This window comes from Labrys sp. KB_33_2 (assembly GCF_052114505.1).
Lineage (GTDB): Bacteria > Pseudomonadota > Alphaproteobacteria > Rhizobiales > Labraceae > Labrys.
Genome location: NZ_JBFREW010000005.1, coordinates 134,973 through 151,029 on the forward strand (window position 1 = coordinate 134,973; position 16,057 = coordinate 151,029).

General features: G+C 63.6%; 14 protein-coding genes. 7 read left to right on the forward strand and 7 right to left on the reverse strand.

What is annotated here, in order from left to right:
• Positions 1-89: 89 nt before the first annotated feature.
• The 4 genes from AB4037_RS11035 (at position 90) to AB4037_RS11050 (ending at position 3,843) form a co-directional block, all read left to right on the forward strand.
• A complete protein-coding gene (locus tag AB4037_RS11035; protein WP_434959884.1) occupies positions 90-956 on the forward strand; it encodes a carbohydrate ABC transporter permease in 867 nt (288 codons plus the stop codon).
• Positions 957-959: 3 nt separating this feature from the next.
• A complete protein-coding gene (locus tag AB4037_RS11040; protein ID WP_441771544.1) occupies positions 960-1,790 on the forward strand; it encodes a carbohydrate ABC transporter permease in 831 nt (276 codons plus the stop codon).
• A gap of 35 nt (positions 1,791-1,825) precedes the next feature.
• Positions 1,826-2,827 (forward strand): ABC transporter ATP-binding protein, encoded by a 1,002-nt coding sequence (locus tag AB4037_RS11045; protein WP_441771545.1) that lies wholly within the window; start codon positions 1,826-1,828, stop codon positions 2,825-2,827.
• Between the two features lie 233 nt (positions 2,828-3,060).
• Positions 3,061-3,843 (forward strand): SDR family NAD(P)-dependent oxidoreductase, encoded by a 783-nt coding sequence (locus AB4037_RS11050; protein WP_434961307.1) that lies wholly within the window; start codon positions 3,061-3,063, stop codon positions 3,841-3,843.
• A 217-nt stretch (positions 3,844-4,060) separates the two neighbouring features.
• Here the strand turns inward: AB4037_RS11050 and AB4037_RS11055 are convergent, their stop codons facing one another.
• Entirely contained in the window at positions 4,061-5,482 is a 1,422-nt protein-coding gene (locus AB4037_RS11055) for a mannose-1-phosphate guanylyltransferase/mannose-6-phosphate isomerase (protein ID WP_441771546.1), read from the reverse strand.
• A 188-nt stretch (positions 5,483-5,670) separates the two neighbouring features.
• Complete coding sequence (locus tag AB4037_RS11060) at positions 5,671-7,188, reverse strand: helicase HerA domain-containing protein (RefSeq protein WP_434959886.1); 1,518 nt, start codon at positions 7,186-7,188, stop codon at positions 5,671-5,673.
• Positions 7,189-7,277: 89 nt separating this feature from the next.
• Between AB4037_RS11060 and AB4037_RS11065 the strand changes: the two genes are divergently transcribed.
• Entirely contained in the window at positions 7,278-8,810 is a 1,533-nt protein-coding gene (locus AB4037_RS11065) for a hypothetical protein (RefSeq protein ID WP_441771547.1), read from the forward strand.
• Between the two features lie 60 nt (positions 8,811-8,870).
• Here the strand turns inward: AB4037_RS11065 and hexR are convergent, their stop codons facing one another.
• Genes hexR through AB4037_RS11090 form a run of 5 tightly spaced genes read right to left on the reverse strand, consistent with a single transcriptional unit; the run spans position 8,871 to position 13,241 of the window.
• The gene (hexR, locus tag AB4037_RS11070; RefSeq protein ID WP_434959888.1) at positions 8,871-9,764 is read right to left on the reverse strand and encodes a transcriptional regulator HexR; all 894 of its coding nucleotides are present in this window, start codon (positions 9,762-9,764) and stop codon (positions 8,871-8,873) included.
• A gap of 43 nt (positions 9,765-9,807) precedes the next feature.
• Positions 9,808-10,683 (reverse strand): MBL fold metallo-hydrolase, encoded by an 876-nt coding sequence (locus AB4037_RS11075; protein WP_441771548.1) that lies wholly within the window; start codon positions 10,681-10,683, stop codon positions 9,808-9,810.
• Between the two features lies 1 nt (position 10,684).
• The gene (locus AB4037_RS11080; RefSeq protein WP_441771549.1) at positions 10,685-11,617 is read right to left on the reverse strand and encodes a phosphoglycerate dehydrogenase; all 933 of its coding nucleotides are present in this window, start codon (positions 11,615-11,617) and stop codon (positions 10,685-10,687) included.
• 17 nt (positions 11,618-11,634) lie between these two features.
• Entirely contained in the window at positions 11,635-12,588 is a 954-nt protein-coding gene (locus AB4037_RS11085) for a shikimate dehydrogenase family protein (protein WP_441771550.1), read from the reverse strand.
• Positions 12,585-13,241 (reverse strand): bifunctional 4-hydroxy-2-oxoglutarate aldolase/2-dehydro-3-deoxy-phosphogluconate aldolase, encoded by a 657-nt coding sequence (locus AB4037_RS11090; protein WP_441771551.1) that lies wholly within the window; start codon positions 13,239-13,241, stop codon positions 12,585-12,587. The genes AB4037_RS11085 and AB4037_RS11090 overlap by 4 nt, the downstream gene beginning before the upstream one ends.
• A gap of 242 nt (positions 13,242-13,483) precedes the next feature.
• Here AB4037_RS11090 and AB4037_RS11095 point away from each other — a divergent pair, with 242 nt between their 5' ends.
• Positions 13,484-14,992, forward strand: a complete 1,509-nt coding sequence (locus AB4037_RS11095) for a xylulokinase (protein WP_441771552.1) — start codon at positions 13,484-13,486, stop codon at positions 14,990-14,992.
• A gap of 143 nt (positions 14,993-15,135) precedes the next feature.
• Entirely contained in the window at positions 15,136-15,894 is a 759-nt protein-coding gene (locus AB4037_RS11100) for an SDR family NAD(P)-dependent oxidoreductase (RefSeq protein ID WP_434959894.1), read from the forward strand.
• Positions 15,895-16,057 lie beyond the last annotated feature (163 nt).

The window sequence follows — 16,057 nt, forward strand, 5'->3', positions numbered from 1 at the left end:
CAGCAAAGTACCCGATCAAATAGGCGTTCGGGCTTGAACGCGCTTTGCTCAGGAACATTCAAGATTTGGTCTGTGGGGAGGACCTCAAGATGGCAACGCAGCAGACGCGCGTGCTGGCCAGGGTGGCTGTCGCGCCCTCGGTCATCATGCTCTTCATCTGGATGATCGTTCCACTCATCCTGACGATCTACTATTCATTGAACAACTACACGCTCGACGACCCGACGAATTTCTACTGGAACAGCTTCGCGAACTATACCTATTTCCTGACGGACCCCACCTTCTTCAAATCGCTGGGCGTCTCGCTGCTGATCGTCGGCTCAGTGCTCGCCATCACCATCGTCGGCGGCATCCTGATCGCCCTTCTGATGGATCAGCCCTTCGCCGGCCAGGGCATCGTGCGCCTGATGGTGTTGGCGCCCTTCTTCGTGATGCCGACCGTGGCGGCGCTGATCTGGAAGAACCTGTTCATGAACGCCGATTCAGGCCTGCTGACCTGGGTCTCGCAGACGCTGCATCTGCCGGTGGTCATCTGGTTCACCAACTGGCCGCTCCTGTCGATCATCATCATCGTCGCCTGGCAATGGCTGCCCTTTGCCACCCTGATCCTGCTCACCGCCATCCAGTCCCTGGACGAGGAGCAGAAGGAAGCGTCCCAGCTCGACGGCGCCAAGCCGCTCTCCTTCTTCTTCTACATCGTGCTGCCGCATCTTTCGCGCGCCATCACGGTGGTGATCCTGATCGAGACCATCTTCCTCCTCAACATCTTCGCCGAGATCAAGGTCACCACCAATGGCAGCCTGAATACCGCCAACCTGCCCTTCCTGGTCTATCTCACCGAAGCGGGCGACCACGATATCGGAGCGGCCTCGGCCGGCGCACTAGTCGCCGTGGTGCTGGCCAATATCGTCGCCTTCTTCCTCGTCCGCATGATCGGCAAGAACCTGGAGGCTTGAGCCATGGCACGCGCAGTTTCCACCCGGCGCAAGGTCGCCGTTACAACCGCCGCCTGGATCGTCGGCTTTCTGATCTTCTTCCCCATCCTGTGGATGGTGATCACCAGCTTCAAGACGGAGGGCGAGGCTGGCATTCTGCCTCCCAAATTCGTCTTCTTCGAGTGGACGCTGGAGAATTATCGCAACATCTTCACCCAATCCAATTATGGCAGGGCCGCACTCAACTCGATCTTCCTGTCGGTCGGCTCGACCCTGCTCGGCCTGATCTTCGCGGTTCCCGCAGCCTGGGCCATGGCCTTTGCGCCCGGCAAGCGCACCAAGGACCTGTTGATGTGGATGCTCTCCACCAAGATGATGCCGGCTGTCGGCGCCTTGATGCCGATCTTCCTGCTCTTCAACCGCTGGGGCCTGCTCGACAGCCGCTGGAGCGTGATGGTCGTCTTGTTCCTGCTCAACCTGCCGATCGTGGTGTGGATGCTCTACACCTACTTCAAGGAGATCCCCGGCGAGATCCTGGAAGCGGCCCGCATGGACGGGGCTTCGCTCTGGCGCGAGATCGTCTATGTGCTGACGCCGATGGCCATTCCCGGCATCGCCTCCACACTCTTGCTCAACACCATCCTGGCCTGGAACGAGGCGTTCTGGACCCTGAACCTGACCACTTTCGATGCCGCGCCGCTGCCGCAGTTCATCGCGGGCTATTCGGCCAAGATGGGGCTGTTCTGGGCGACACTGTCGGCCGCTTCCACCCTCGCCATCCTGCCGATCGTGGTGCTCGGCTGGTTCTCGCAAAAGCAACTCGTGCGCGGCCTTACCTTCGGCGCCGTGAAATGACGAGCCAAAACACTTCAGAATGGGGAGCTGCGTAAATGGGGCGCTTCAATCTTCGCAATGTGCGCAAGGCCTTCGGTGAAGTCGTGATCATTCCCGATCTCGACCTCGACATCGAGGATGGCGAGTTCGTGGTCTTCGTCGGCCCCTCAGGCTGCGGCAAGTCCACTTTGCTGCGCCTGATCGCCGGCCTGGAGGACACCACCTCCGGCGAGATCAAGATCGACGGCGTCGACATGGCGCAGGCGCCGCCCTCCAAGCGGGGTCTGGCCATGGTGTTCCAGTCCTACGCGCTCTACCCGCATATGAGCGTGCGCAGCAATATCGCCTTCGCCCTCAAGATGGCGGGCGAAAGCAAGGACGTCATCGACCAGAAGGTCTCCAAGGCCGCCGCCTCGCTCAACCTCACCAATTACCTCGACCGCAAGCCGCGCCAGCTCTCGGGCGGCCAGCGCCAGCGCGTCGCCATCGGCCGCGCCATCGTGCGCTCGCCCAAGGCCTTCCTGTTCGACGAGCCCTTGTCGAACCTCGACGCGGCGCTCCGCGTCAACATGCGCATCGAGATTTCCCAGCTCCACAAGGACCTGAAGACCACGATGATCTACGTCACCCACGATCAGGTCGAGGCCATGACCATGGCCGACAAGATCGTGGTGCTCAATGCCGGCAATGTCGAGCAGGTCGGCTCGCCGCTCGAGCTCTACAACAAGCCCAGGAACCTGTTCGTCGCCGGTTTCATCGGCTCGCCCAAGATGAATTTCCTGAAGGATGCTTCGGCAGCAAACTACAACGCCACCACCATTGGCATCCGCCCCGAGCATCTCAACCTGTCTCCCACCGAAGGACAGTGGAAAGGCAAGATCTCGATCTCCGAACACCTAGGCTCGGACACCTTCTTCTACATCGATCTTGACGAAGGCACCCGGGTCACCGCGCGAGCACCGGGCGAATTCAGCCTGAGCACCGGTGACACCATCTATCTCACGCCTCAGCCAGATCGCCTCCATCGCTTCGACGACAAGGGCTTGTCCCTGGCCTGAGCATGGGTCTACCATCTGCGAGGCGGGTCCCCGGACCCGCCTCGCAGCCCGGCGCCTGCAGGGCAGCCGGTCGCGTCCGAATTCCCGCAAAAATGCCCGTCAATTGTAGGGCCAATGCAGGATTGACTTCGTCGAATCAGCATGCCGCATTAGATTGACCGTAGCTGCACGGGCTTTTGTTCCGTTTGCAAAATCGATGCAGCAAACGGGAGCGACGCATGAAAGGATCCGCGATGTACAAGAAGAAACTCGATCTCACGGGCCGCCACGCCCTCGTCACGGGCGGGGGGCGCGGCATAGGCCTGGCCTGCGCCGAAGCATTGGCCGAATTCGGGGCCGAGGTCGTCATCGCCGATTTCGACATGAAGGTCGCGGCCGAAGGACAGGCAGCCCTGGCGGCCAAGGGCTACAAAGCCGAAACGGTGCAGATGGATGTCACCAAATCCGATCAGGTGACCCAGGTCGCCGATGAACTCGCCGCCAAGGGCCGCACCGTCGAGATCCTGGTCAACAATGCCGGCATCGCCCGCTCGATGACGCCGGCCGAGGACGTCGCCGACGAGCATTGGCTCAACGTGCTCGACGTCAACCTGAACGGCGTGTTCTGGTGCTGCCGCGCCTTCGGCAAGCATATGCTGGCGGCCAAGAAGGGCTCGATCATCAATATCGGCTCGATGTCCGGCATCATCGTCAACAAGCCGCAGGAACAGTCCTACTACAACGCTTCCAAGGCCGGTGTGCATCACCTCACCAAGTCCCTGGCGGCCGAATGGGGCCTGCGCGGCGTGCGGGTGAACTCCGTCGCTCCTACCTATATCAACACGCCGCTGACCGCCTATGCCGCGACGGACCCGGCCAATACGGCGATGTTCAAGACCTGGCTCGAGATGACACCGCAGGGGCGGATGGGCGAACCGGAAGAAATCGCCTCCGCCGTGCAGTTCCTCGCTTCGGACGCCGCGAGCCTGATGACCGGCTCGATCGTCGTCGTCGATGGCGGCTACACCTGCTGGTAGGAGCAGCACGCAAAGACGGACCTTAACCTTCTCCCCTAGCGGGAGAAGGTGTCCCGAAGGGACGGATGAGGGGTCTTACGGCCCATCCCAGAGCTACCTCCTGAGAGGCCACCAAGAGTTGTGAGGTTCCGTCAACCGCTCATCCGGCGCTGCGCACCACCCAAGGCACTTCCCTTGGAAGTGCCAGGTCCCGCAAGGGGAGAAGGTTTTTCGCGCCTCAAGACGCGGCGCGGTTGTAGATGTCCTCGATCCGGATGATGTCGTCCTCGCCGAGATAGGAGCCGGTCTGCACTTCGATCAGTTCGAGCTCGATCTTGCCGGGATTCTCCAGCCGGTGGGTGGAGCCGATCGGAATGTAGATCGACTCGTTCTCATGCAGCGTCTTGATCTGGCCATTGATGCTGACATTGGCGACGCCGCGCACCACGATCCAGTGCTCGGAGCGGTGATGGTGCTTTTGCAGCGAAAGCTGCCCGCCGGGCTTGACCACGATGCGCTTGACCTGGTGGCGCGCACCGAGATCCAGCGATTTGTAATGCCCCCAGGGCCTGTAGGACTGCAGGTGGTCCTGCGTCAGCCCGTTATGGCTCTGCTTGAGTTTCTCGACCAGCGCCTTGATGCCGGCGGCATCGTCGCGGCGGGCCACCAGCACGGCGTCGCCCGTGGTGATGACGGCAAGGTCGTCCAGGCCGACGACACAGACGAGTTGGCGTTCCGAGGACACCAGATTGTTGCGGGCATTGACGAACAGGGCCTCGCCGAGCTTGGCATTGCCGGCCTCGTCTTGCGGCGAGAGCTCGCGCACCGCGCCCCAGGAGCCGACATCCGACCAGTCGAAGCTGGCCGGAACCACGGCGGCGGCCTGGGTCTTTTCCATCACGGCATAGTCGACCGAGCGCTTGTCGCAACGGGCAAAGGCTTCGGCATCGAGACGCAGGAAGCCGAGATCGAGCGTGGCCTTGGCGACCGCCTCGTTCACAGCTTCGACCGTTTCGGCATCGCAACGGGCATATTCGGCAAGAAAGAAGCCGGCCTCGAACAGGAAATTGCCGGAATTCCACAGATAGCCTTCGCGCACATAGCGCGTGGCGGTCTCGGCGTCGGGTTTTTCGACGAAGCGGCGCACCTTCATGACGCCCTCGACCAAGGGCTCTCCGGCCTCGATATAGCCATAGCCGGTGGCGGGCTGGTTGGGCACCACGCCGAAAGTCACGATGCTCTTCTTGGCTGCCCCGCGACGCGCCGCCGCGCAGGCGGCCCGGAAACCTTCGATATCGCGCACGCGGTGATCGGCGGCGAGGGTGAGGACCGGCGTCCTGGCGCCGTCCCGCGAGGCAATGAAGGCCGCACCGGCCGCAATGGCCGGACCGGAATCGCGCGCCTCGGGTTCGAGCACGATATCGGCCTCGACGCCGATCGACAGCAATTGGTCGGCAACCAGGAAGCGATGGTCCTGGTTGGTGACGATGACGGGGCGACCGAACAGCTCGGCGCCGCTCACGCGCCGCATCGTTTCCTGGAAGGTGGAGAGATCGCCGAACAAAGGCAGGAACTGCTTGGGCCGGCTGGCACGCGAGGCCGGCCACAACCGCGTTCCGGAGCCGCCGCAAACGATCAGGGGAACGATCTGGGTAGACATCATCCGCTCATATTTGAATTGGAGGAGCCATCGACTGAATAGCTCTATGCCACGATTATACGGGCAGAGGCAGGTGATTTTCAGGCCTGCTTTGGTTTATTTCGCTTCTCTTAGAGGGGGCATCGCCACCGCGACGCTAATGCTTCCGGATAGGGCGAGGTCTCCTGCGGCTGATGCAGCGCCCATCCTCATTCCGCGGCAGCCAGGCCGTCCCTGTCCAGCACCGGGCCATTGGGGTCGCCCGGCGCCGTTTCCCAGCCGAGGTCCGGAATCACCGCGATGCGGGCGCCGCGCATGTCGACGCGCGTCATCACGAAGTCGGCATTCTGCAGATGGCGGATCTGGCTGCGGGCGCGCCCAGCCGAATGACTGCCGCAGCGCCTGGCGATCTCGGCGTCCGGCGGACATGGCAGCCCCGTCATCGCAGCAGCGGCAAGGATCAGGAACACGGCCTGGAGATCGGCGGGAACCAGGCGGGCATGGTCGAGCGCGCCCCGCCACTGTTCCTGGTCGACGCTATCGGGATCGAGACCTGCCCGGGCGGCGTTGAGCAGGAACTTGAACTCGGCCATGGCCGGCGGCGAACCGCCCAGCCGCTCGATGCGGCAGCGCACGATGAAGTCCTGATAGAGCACGGCATCGGTGCGGAAACTGGCATCCGGCTCCTCCATGATCGCAAAGGCGATACGGGCATGAGCCTGCTGCAGTTCGGCTGGCGCTATGGCGGGCAAGGCCTCCTCGCCGGCAGCCTCGGCTGGCCTGTCGCGCACGAGCTGTTCGAGAATCTCCGTGGTCGACATCGGCGGCGGCGTCACCACGCGGCGCTCGGGACGGGCGCGCGGCGCTGCCACGGGTACGGGCGCCAGGATGAGATCGCGCGCGGCATCGCCCCCTTCCGGCAGCGGCGTCAGCTTCGGCGTTGCCACCTTGGGCCGCGTCTCCACCGGGCCGACCTTGATCGGCAGCGGGCGGCGCGACAGGGCCGGTCCCAGCGCCACGAACTGGCCGCGCTGCAATTCCCGGAAGGTCTCGGCCTGGCGCCGGTCGAGGCCGAGCAAATCGGCGGCACGGGCCATGTCGATATCGAGGAAGGTGCGCCCCATCAGGAAGTTGGACGCTTCGGCAGCGACGTTCTTGGCGAGCTTGGCCAGGCGCTGGGTGGCGATGATGCCGGCGAGGCCGCGCTTGCGGCCGCGGCACATCAGATTGGTCATCGCCCCGAGCGAGACCTTGCGCGCCTCTTCGCCGACATCGCCGGAAGCGGCAGGCGCGAAGAGCTGGGCCTCGTCGACCACCACCAGCATCGGGAACCAATGGTCGCGCTCGGCATCGAACAAGGCATTGAGGAAGGCCGCCGCCGCCTTCATCTGCATTTCGGCATCGAGGCTCTCCAGCACCAGCACGGCCGAGACCCGGTGCTGGCGCACGCGTTGGGCGATGTGTTCGAGTTCGGCCAAGCTGCGTTCGCCGTCGATGACGACATGACCGTAACGATCCGACAGGCTGGCAAACTCGCCCTCGGGATCGATGATGACCTGTTGCACATGCGGCGCGCTCTGTTCGAGCAGCCGACGCAGGAGATGCGACTTGCCGGAACCCGAATTGCCCTGCACGAGCAGGCGCGTGGCCAGCAACTCCTCGATGTCGAGCATTGCAGGCGCACTGCCGGCGGCAGACGCGACGCCCATCTCGATTTCGATCTTCATCTCAAGCAGTGATTCCGGTTTCGCCCCAGCCATAGCGCCCCTGAGGGGCTGCTCACAACCCCCACCCACCCCTCAGCAGGGATTTCCACATGCGTGGCACGGTGGGGTTTGAAATCCGTTCCGTCACACCCCGGGTGACTCTTGCTTTCGTCCTCACTCTACGGAAGGATGAACGTGGGCGGGCTTTCTCCAACAAAATTTGTGCGATGAAGACATTGTTGCTCATCGTCGGCCTTCTGGCTGCCATACCGCATTCGGCAAGCGCCGCCGCGAACCATCCTTGGCGTCTCGAACCGGAGATACCCGCGTTTCCGGCATTCACACTGCCGAATGCCCTGCCCGATCCTCCGTTTCTTCCTGCCGAGCCGCCTTCGTTCTGGACATCGACCGGCCTTGCCAATCTGATCGACTACCCGGCCCCCATGCTCGACACGCATCCCAGCAGGGAGCCGATGCAGATCACGGTCGTCCACAGCAGCACGCCAAATTGTGACGATCATTGCGCCGAATGGATTTCGGCCGAGGGGATGATCACCGACGACACCCCGCTCCTGTTTCGTATGACCTTGGCGCTTCTGGGAAAGCGCAAGCTGCCTGTGGTGATCTCCTCGCCCGGCGGGTCGGTTCGCGCTTCCTTTGCAGTGGGACAAATGATCCGCATCAGGGGGCTTGACGTTATAGTGGGCAGGACGGTGAAGGAGGCCTGCCCGGAAGGAGACAAGGCCTGCAACGGCCAATCCGCTGATGCGCGTCGCGGCACAGCCGTGGGCTTCGACGCGATCTGCGCCTCAGCGTGCGTCTACGTCCTGTCGGGGGGAGTCCAGCGCATCGTGCCTCCTCTCGGTGCACAGATCGGCGTACATGAGACCGTTCAAACTGGAACTTCGGTATGGATCGAGAGATCCCCCGTCAAAGATTCATTCGGGCGGGTCATCGGCTTTCGTTCGCAAATGCATGCGGTCGCCAACACCCTTCAGCAGGCCGCACCGCCCGCCGCCTATGTAAAGGCTGAGTCCTACCTGACTGCGATGGGCATCAGCAACGAGTTGATCAGCCTCATGCATCAAGCGGCTTCCAACCAGGTACGCTTTCTCACTGGCAAGGAGCTCGCAGATACCGGCCTTGCTACAAAGAGGCTGACGATCGACGAGTACTTTGCAACGGCAGGCCGCCATGGGGCCGATGCCGTTGCACCGGCAATGGAGCGTTTGCCATCCACCCCACTTCCCTTGGCCGTTGGCGCGAACGACAAGGCCCCTACAGCCTCCCAGGACGGGCAACGGTCCGCAACCCCTTGCCCGGCATCCTTCGAGGCCCTTCCTGTCGACGGAAAGCGGGCAACCGGCCTGGTGGATGCCGTGATGCCGCCAGACGCTGCTTCCGTGATCCTGCATGGCGTGGAAGAAACCTCGCATCTGCAAACACAGGCGAAATATTTCGAATTCAAGCGTATCGGCCTGCGTGTTTTCGCAAGAGGCAGAACTTTTGCGCCATCTGTGCTGGTCCCATCCGGCATGGCGGTGAAACCTGGTGACATCGTGACTTTTATCACCCGCCACCGAGATTCTACCCATCGGTGCCAGTTCGTGCCCAACCTGGCGGTCGCCGTTCGGCATTCCTGACGAACCGCTATGTAATGGCGCCTTGGAATATCCGAGCGTTCAGCCTCACAGGTACGGCGACTACTCGCCGATGCGATATTCGGCGAGCTTGCGCTTCATCGCCTGGAAACGCCGGACATGGGCCTCGTCGCGACGCAGGGCGACCGCGGTCGACAGCACGTCGATCACCACCAGAGCGGCAATGCGCGAGGTGGTGGGCGTATAGATGTTGGTATTGTCGAGCGTCTCCACCAGCAAGGCCACGTCGCAATGGCTGGCAAGGGAAGTCTCGAATCCGGTCAGGCCGATGACCTTGGCCCCGTTCTCGCGCGCGGTACGCGCCACCTCGATGATCGAGCGGCTGCGCCCGGTGTGGGAGATCACCACCGCAACATCGCCCGGCTTCATCATCGAGGCGACCATGATCTGCTGGTGAGTGTCGTGCTGGGCCCCGCAGGGCACGCCGAACAGCGGGAATTTTTGCTGGGCGTCACGGGCCACCACGCCCGAAGCACCCAGGCCGAAGAATTCGATGGCCTTCGCCTTTTCCAGAATGTCGATCGCCCGGGCCAGGGCCGCCTTGTCGAGGTGATGGCGCGCCCAGTCGAGGCTGGTGATGGTGTAGTCGAAGATCTTCTCGACCACGGTTTCCGGCGTATCTGTATCGAGCAGCACCGAATGGGTGGCCGGGGTGCCCAGCGCCAGGCTCTGGGCCAGGCGCAGCTTAAAATCCTGGAAGCCGGTGCAGCCGATCGCAGCGCAAAAGCGGATGACCGTCGGTTCGCTCACCCCGGCGGCCAGCGCCGTCTCCGCCACCGTCGCGTTCAGGATACGCTGGGGATCGGCCAGGATGAGGTCGGCAACCTTGCGGTCGGACTTGCGCAATTCGCCCAATGTCAGCCGGATCACCTCGAGCACGTTCTGGATCGTGGTCCGAGGCGCGGGCTGCGATGCGGTATGATCCGGCAAGGTCATGGGCGGCTTCCCTTTTTCTGGCTCCCTCTTCGGGTCGGAGGGCTCAGACCGTCATCTCGGACGGACCTGCCAGCCTATACTCGATTCCCGTCCCGGCCCGAAGCAGACGGGTCGGCCCCGTCATCGCGGCGACCCTGGCGTCAATCGTTTCAGGTGCGAGCGTGTTGAAGGCAAACAGGCCGTAGTGGTGGGCGAGCACGGCACAGATACCGCAGGACGATGCCAGTTCGACGGCCTCATCCAGGGTGAAATTGCCGGCAATGCCGGCCGCAGCCAGGGCTGGCGAACGGCCATTGACCGGCAGCAGCGCCAGATCGGCGGCCAGTGCCCGCACCTCTTCAACCTGTCCAGCATAGGGGATGGTGTCACCGGAGTGGAAGACGCGGATGCCGTTCACTCCAAGACCATAGCCGAGGAAGAGATGATGCCCCTGCCCATCCCGCTGCAGATCTTCGTGAGCGGCCCGCACGGCCTGCACTTCGATCGCATCGTCGAGGATCAGGGTCTCGCCGGCATCCATGCCGATGAAACGCTCCGGGTCGAGGCCGGTCCTGTCCTGCGCCAGTTCGAGCGAGGCCCTGGGCACCACCAGGCGCAGTTGCGCAAAGCGCCGGGCAAGCGGACCCAATGTCGCCGCATCGAGGTGATCGGTGTGATGATGCGTGCACAGGATGAAATCGAGCGGCGGCATTTCGTCGATCTCGATTGGCACCGGCATCATGCGTTCATGTGAAGGGCCGCGATCGCGATATTTCTGGGCCAGGGAATCCGAGAGATAGGGATCGATCAACAGGCGATGCCGGCCGCTGTCGAGGAGGAAACCGGCCTGCCCGAGCCAATAGAGCGAGAGACCGGTTTCAGGCCGGCTCGCAAGCTTTCCGGCCAGCAGGCCGGCAAAAGGCAGGACTTCCAGCGTCACCTCATGCCCTCCCCCGCAAGGCGTCCATCAAATTGGCGATGGCGACCTCGGCGGCCCTGTCGACGCTTTCCTGGGTGAAGCCGCCGATATGGCTGGTGGCAATCACCCGGGGATGGCCGGCGAGAGCGAGGTTTGCCGGCGGCTCTTCCTCGAAGACATCGGTGGCGTAGCAGCCGATATGCCCGTCTTCGAGCGCTTGGCGCAGGCCCTTCTCGTCGACCAGCGACGACCGGGCCGTGTTGACCAGCACCGCGCCACGCCGCATCGCTGCGAATTCGCTGGCGCCGAGGAGCGGGCGGCCATCCGCCGGCGCCGGGCAGTGGAGGGTGACGACATCGGCCTCAGCCAGTATGTCCGATATCTCGACCCAGCGCAGGCTGTTCGCCTCGACATTCACGGCAGGGCGCTGCGGATCGTAGGCGAGAATCTCGGCCCCGAGCGCGGCAGCCAGGCGCGCGACCTCGGCACCGATGGCTCCGCAGCCGACCACGCCCACCTTGCGCCCGCGGATCTCGGCACCGATCCGGCGCGGCCAGGTTCCCTGCTTGATACCGGCATCGCAAAGCGGGATCTGCCGGAGCGCTGCGAAGATCAGGCCGATGGCAAGCTCGGCCACCCCGGCTGCATTCGCACCGGCTGCGATGCGCACGGCGATCTTGCGCGCGAGCAGCGTGTCGATCGGCAAATTGTCGGTTCCGGTGCCGTTGCGGCTGATCGCCCGGAGCGAGCCCGCCGCGGCGATGACGCGCGGCGAGATCTTTTCCACGCCCGCCAGCCAGCCGGTCACGCCGGGCACCAGAGCGAGCAAATCCTCCTCGTCGGGCAATTTGCCGGGCGCCGGCATGACGATCTCATGGCCCTCGGTCCTGAGGCGCTCGACCAGGGGATGGGCCGTCGACGTCAGCGAGCGCGGCGTGACCAGAATGCGTTCCATATCTTCGGCTCTTCTCCCTACCCCTTGGAAGCGGCGATGGCGATCTCGCCCAGCCGCTCGAAGGAGGGACCGGAGGTGGGGATCTTGATGTCGAAGACCTCGGCGATTACCTGGGTCCAGCCATGCAGGAAATAGGTCCAGCCATCCTCGATCTGGAGATGCCGCACCGCCTGCTGGTGCCGGGCCTGGTCGAGGAAGACCAGATCGCCGCGATAGTTGAGATCCCACACGATGGCGCGCTCCGGAAAGACCGCCGCATAGGTGAGGGGCGAACCAGGAGCGTCCTTGCCAAGGCCGGTGGCATTGATCACCACCGAGCCCGGCTTGAGCGCGGCGGTGACCGCATCATTGTCAGCAGGATCGGGGGCGAGCACATAGTCGACCGGCACGGGCATGCCAATCTCTTCATGAATGCGCCGGATCTCGTCGAGGCGCGGCTGGCTGCGATTGGAGACCACGATGCGCGACGGCCGGTCGGCGCCGCGCTCCTCACGCACCATGTGCCAGGTCAAGGCAATGGTGGAGCCACCCGCCCCCATCGAGAAGAGTTCGGCGCCGGTGCGTTCGAAATGTCCCTTGGGAATGAAATTGTCGAGGGCAAGCCCGGAAGAGATCGGGTCCTTGGCGTGGCAGATCAGGCGCCCGTTGCGTTTGGACAGGCAACTCGTCTCCTCCATGCGCAAGGCAAAATCGTCGACTTCGTCGAACAGGTCCCGGCAGGCTTTGTAGAGGTCTATCTTGTGGGTGGTGACCAGCGCCCCCAGTGAGAAGGGATCGGCCTTGATGAAGGCGACCGCTTCGCGATAGGCGGCCGGGTCGGCATGAAGGGTAAAATCGATGCCCTTGATCACGGCATCCTTCAGGCCCAGGTGCTCTGCCCAGGCCGGGAAGACGCGCATGATCGAGCTTTTGGTCGTGGTCACGCCAATGAAATAGAGCGTCGGCTGCGTCGCCGGCTGGTAGCCGCTCATGCTGCACCCGCCCGGATCGCTTTGACACGCTCGACGGCAGCCTTTGCCTTGGCGGTGATCTCCGCGAATTTGCCGCCATTGATGTCTTCGGGCTTGGCGATCCAGGTCCCGCCGACGGCCGCGACGAAGCGATGCTTGAGCCAGTCGCTCATGGTCTCCAGCGTGACGCCGCCGGTCGGGATGAAGCGAACGCCGAGATGATTGAAGGGAGCGGCGATCCCCTCCAAGGCCTTCGGCCCCCCCGCGACACCGGCCGGGAAGAACTTGCACAGGCGAAGGCCGGCACGCGTCGCCAGCGTGAGATCCGTCGGCGTCATGATGCCGGGGGCGAAAGGCAGGCCGATGGCCTTGGCGGCAACGACGATCTCGGCATCGAAGCCGGGAGACAGGGCGAAACTCGCGCCATTGTCCTTGCAGGCCTGGACCGACTCCAGATCCAGCACCGTTCCGGCGCCGGCCAGGAAATCCGGCCTCTGGTCGCGCAGGATGGCCAGCACTTCTGCAGCGGCCCTGGTGCGGAAGGTGATCTCGGCGATCGGCAAGCCGCCAGCGGTCAAGGCGTCGGCCAAGGCAACCGCATGGGCGGGATCGTCGATCGCGATGACCGGCACCACGCCGATCGCCTCGATCTGCTCAATGGGATTGTTGGCCATGTCCGCGCTCTCCTCAGGGCTTGCCGACGATATCAGCATAAGTGGCAATTTTGTAGCAATGCTACATATTTCATCTCGCCTCGGCAAGATACCTGGGATATTTTGCTGCAGCGCAGCATGAATTTGTCGGAATTTTCGGTTGACCCGCCGAAAAACGTGTAGCATCACTCCCAAAAATGCACAGGCGATGGCCGCGCCATATCCCGCCCGTCCCTTTTAAAAAGCGAGCCGAGGACACACCCATGACGCAGGATCTCATCCTGGCCATCGATGTCGGAACCGGCAGTGCCCGGGCTGCCCTGGTCGAGGCCGGCAATGGTGCCATCCTGGAGATCGCCGCCAGCGAATATGACCAGATCGTACCGGCTTTCGGCTGGGCCGAACAGCGCCCCGCCGATTGGTGGGCCGGCACCGTCTCCGCCATCCGCACCGTGCTCGAACGCCATGCTGGCGCCGCCGCCAGGATCCAGGCCGTCGCCGCCTGCGGCCAGATGCATGGCACCGTGCTGGTCGACGGCCACGGCAACCTCACCCGCGACACCGCGCCCTTGTGGAACGACAAGCGCACGGCAGGCCTGGTGGCGGCCTTCGAGCGGGACAACCCGCCCGCCTCCTATCTTTCCGAAAGCGGCAATCCACCGACGCCGGCTTGGCCCGGCTTCAAGCTCGCCTGGCTGCGCGACAACGATCCGGATGCCTATCGGGCGGCTGCCACCGTGCTGATGCCGAAGGACTACATCAATCTGCGGCTCACTGGCGAAATCGCCATGGACGAGGGCGACGCCTCCTGCAGCTTCCTGATGAATCCGACAAGCGGGACCTGGTCGAACGCGATGATCGATCGCCTCGGCCTCGACGCCGCCAAGTTGCCGCCGATCCGTTCGCCGCTCGACATTCTCGGGCATGTCACCGAGGGCGCCGCCCTGGAGACAGGCCTTGCCGAGGGAACGCCCGTCCTGGTGGGCGGGGCCGACTATCCCGTGGCGGTGCTCGGCTCGGGCGTCGTCCATCCCGGTACGGCATCGGACGTGATGGGCACCTCCTCCATCATCACCCTGGTGACGGGCGAGCCGCTGCTCGATCCAGAGATCTGCAATGTCCGCACCGTCGAGGGTCATTGGGGCCCTTTCACGCTGCTGGAGACCGGCGGCGATGCCATGCGTTGGGCCCGCCGCGCCTTCCACGAGAAAAGCCTGTCCTATGGCGACATCGTCGCCAAGGCAGCCGAGGCCCCGGCCGGTGCCGAAGGCTTGTTCTTCCTGCCCTTCCTCGCCGGCGAGCGGCTCGGCGCGCATCGCAATGCCCGCGCCCAGTTTTTCGGCATCGGCGCCAAGCATGGCCTTGCCCATCTCCATCGCGCCACGCTCGAAGGTGTGGCTTTCGCGGTCAATCGCCATATCCGCGTGATGGAGGCCTCCACCGGCCAGAAGCTCGAGCGCGTGGTCGCTTCCGGCGGCGGTGCCAAGACCGAACTCTGGCTCAAGATCAAGGCGAGCGCCTATAACGTGCCGATCCTGGTACCCGAGGAAACCGAATGCGGCCTCGTCGGCTGTGCCGCGATGGCGGCAACCGCCCTCGGGCGTTTCGGCAAGGTCGAGGACGCCGTCGCCCATTTCGTACGCTATGGCGCCGAGGTCCTGCCCGACCCGGCCTGGGCGGAAACCTATGCCCGCATGCAGCCGATGTTCGACCGCCTCTATCGCCATTCCCAGGCGCTCTACGACGATCTCGACCGGCTGCAGCAAGGCTGAACCGCCGCCTGGTCCCCCCTCCCCAGAGCAAAATGACTTTTCTCCAATCGTCATTTTTCTCTAACTCTTTGTTTTGACGCGTTTTCTTAATCGAAAAGTCGATCAACTTTTCTGGAAAACTCTCTGGCTTGAAGGAAACAATCATGCAGGACGTGCTCTCCGCCTTCCGTCCCGGCCTATTCGAAGGCAAGACCGTCGTGGTCTCCGGCGGCTCCAGCGGCATCGGCCTGGCCATCGCCCAGGGCTTTGCCGGCCTCGGTGCCAATGTCATCGCGACGGGGTCCACGCAGGCGCGCCTGGCGGCGGCCAAAGCCGCCAATGGCGACCGCTCCATTCGTTTCGAACAGCTCGACGTCCGCGACAAGGCGGCGGTCGACCGCTTCTTTGCGGCCCTGCCGGCGCTCGACGTGCTGGTCAATGCCCAGGGCATCGCCCGCCCCGAAGCCGAATGGACCGAGGAAACCTATCTCGAAGTCATCGACGTCAACATGAACAGCGCCATGCGCCTCGCCATGGCGGCCCACCCCCTGCTGGTGAAATCACAAGGATCCATCATCAACTTCGCCTCGATGCTGAGCTATCTCGCCGATGACAGCGTGCCAGCCTATTGCGCCAGCAAGACCGGCATCATGGGGCTCACCCGGGCCCTCGCCCACAAATTCGGGCCCGAAGGCATCCGAGTCAACGCGATTGCGCCCGGCTATCACCGCACCGACATGACCAAGCCCCTGTGGTCCGACCCGGTGCCGGCCGGAAAGATCGCCAATAAGGCGGCGCTCAAGCGCTGGGGCACCGTCGACGATCTCGTTGGCACCGCCCTGTTCTTTGCCTCCCCCGCCTCGATCTTCGTGACCGCTACTACGCTGCCGGTCGATGGGGGCTATGTCGTCAGCGGCTTCTGATGCCAAGAGTTCGATGACCCTTGGTTCCGTCTGATGGTTTTCGCCAAATCTTTGATTTGGTATCGAAAATCATCAGGTGTCCAAGGCCAGGGCGCACCAGTATCTTCGAGACTTGGCATGACAAGGCTGCATCGCAAGACGCATTGGCCAGAAGCAAAACCGC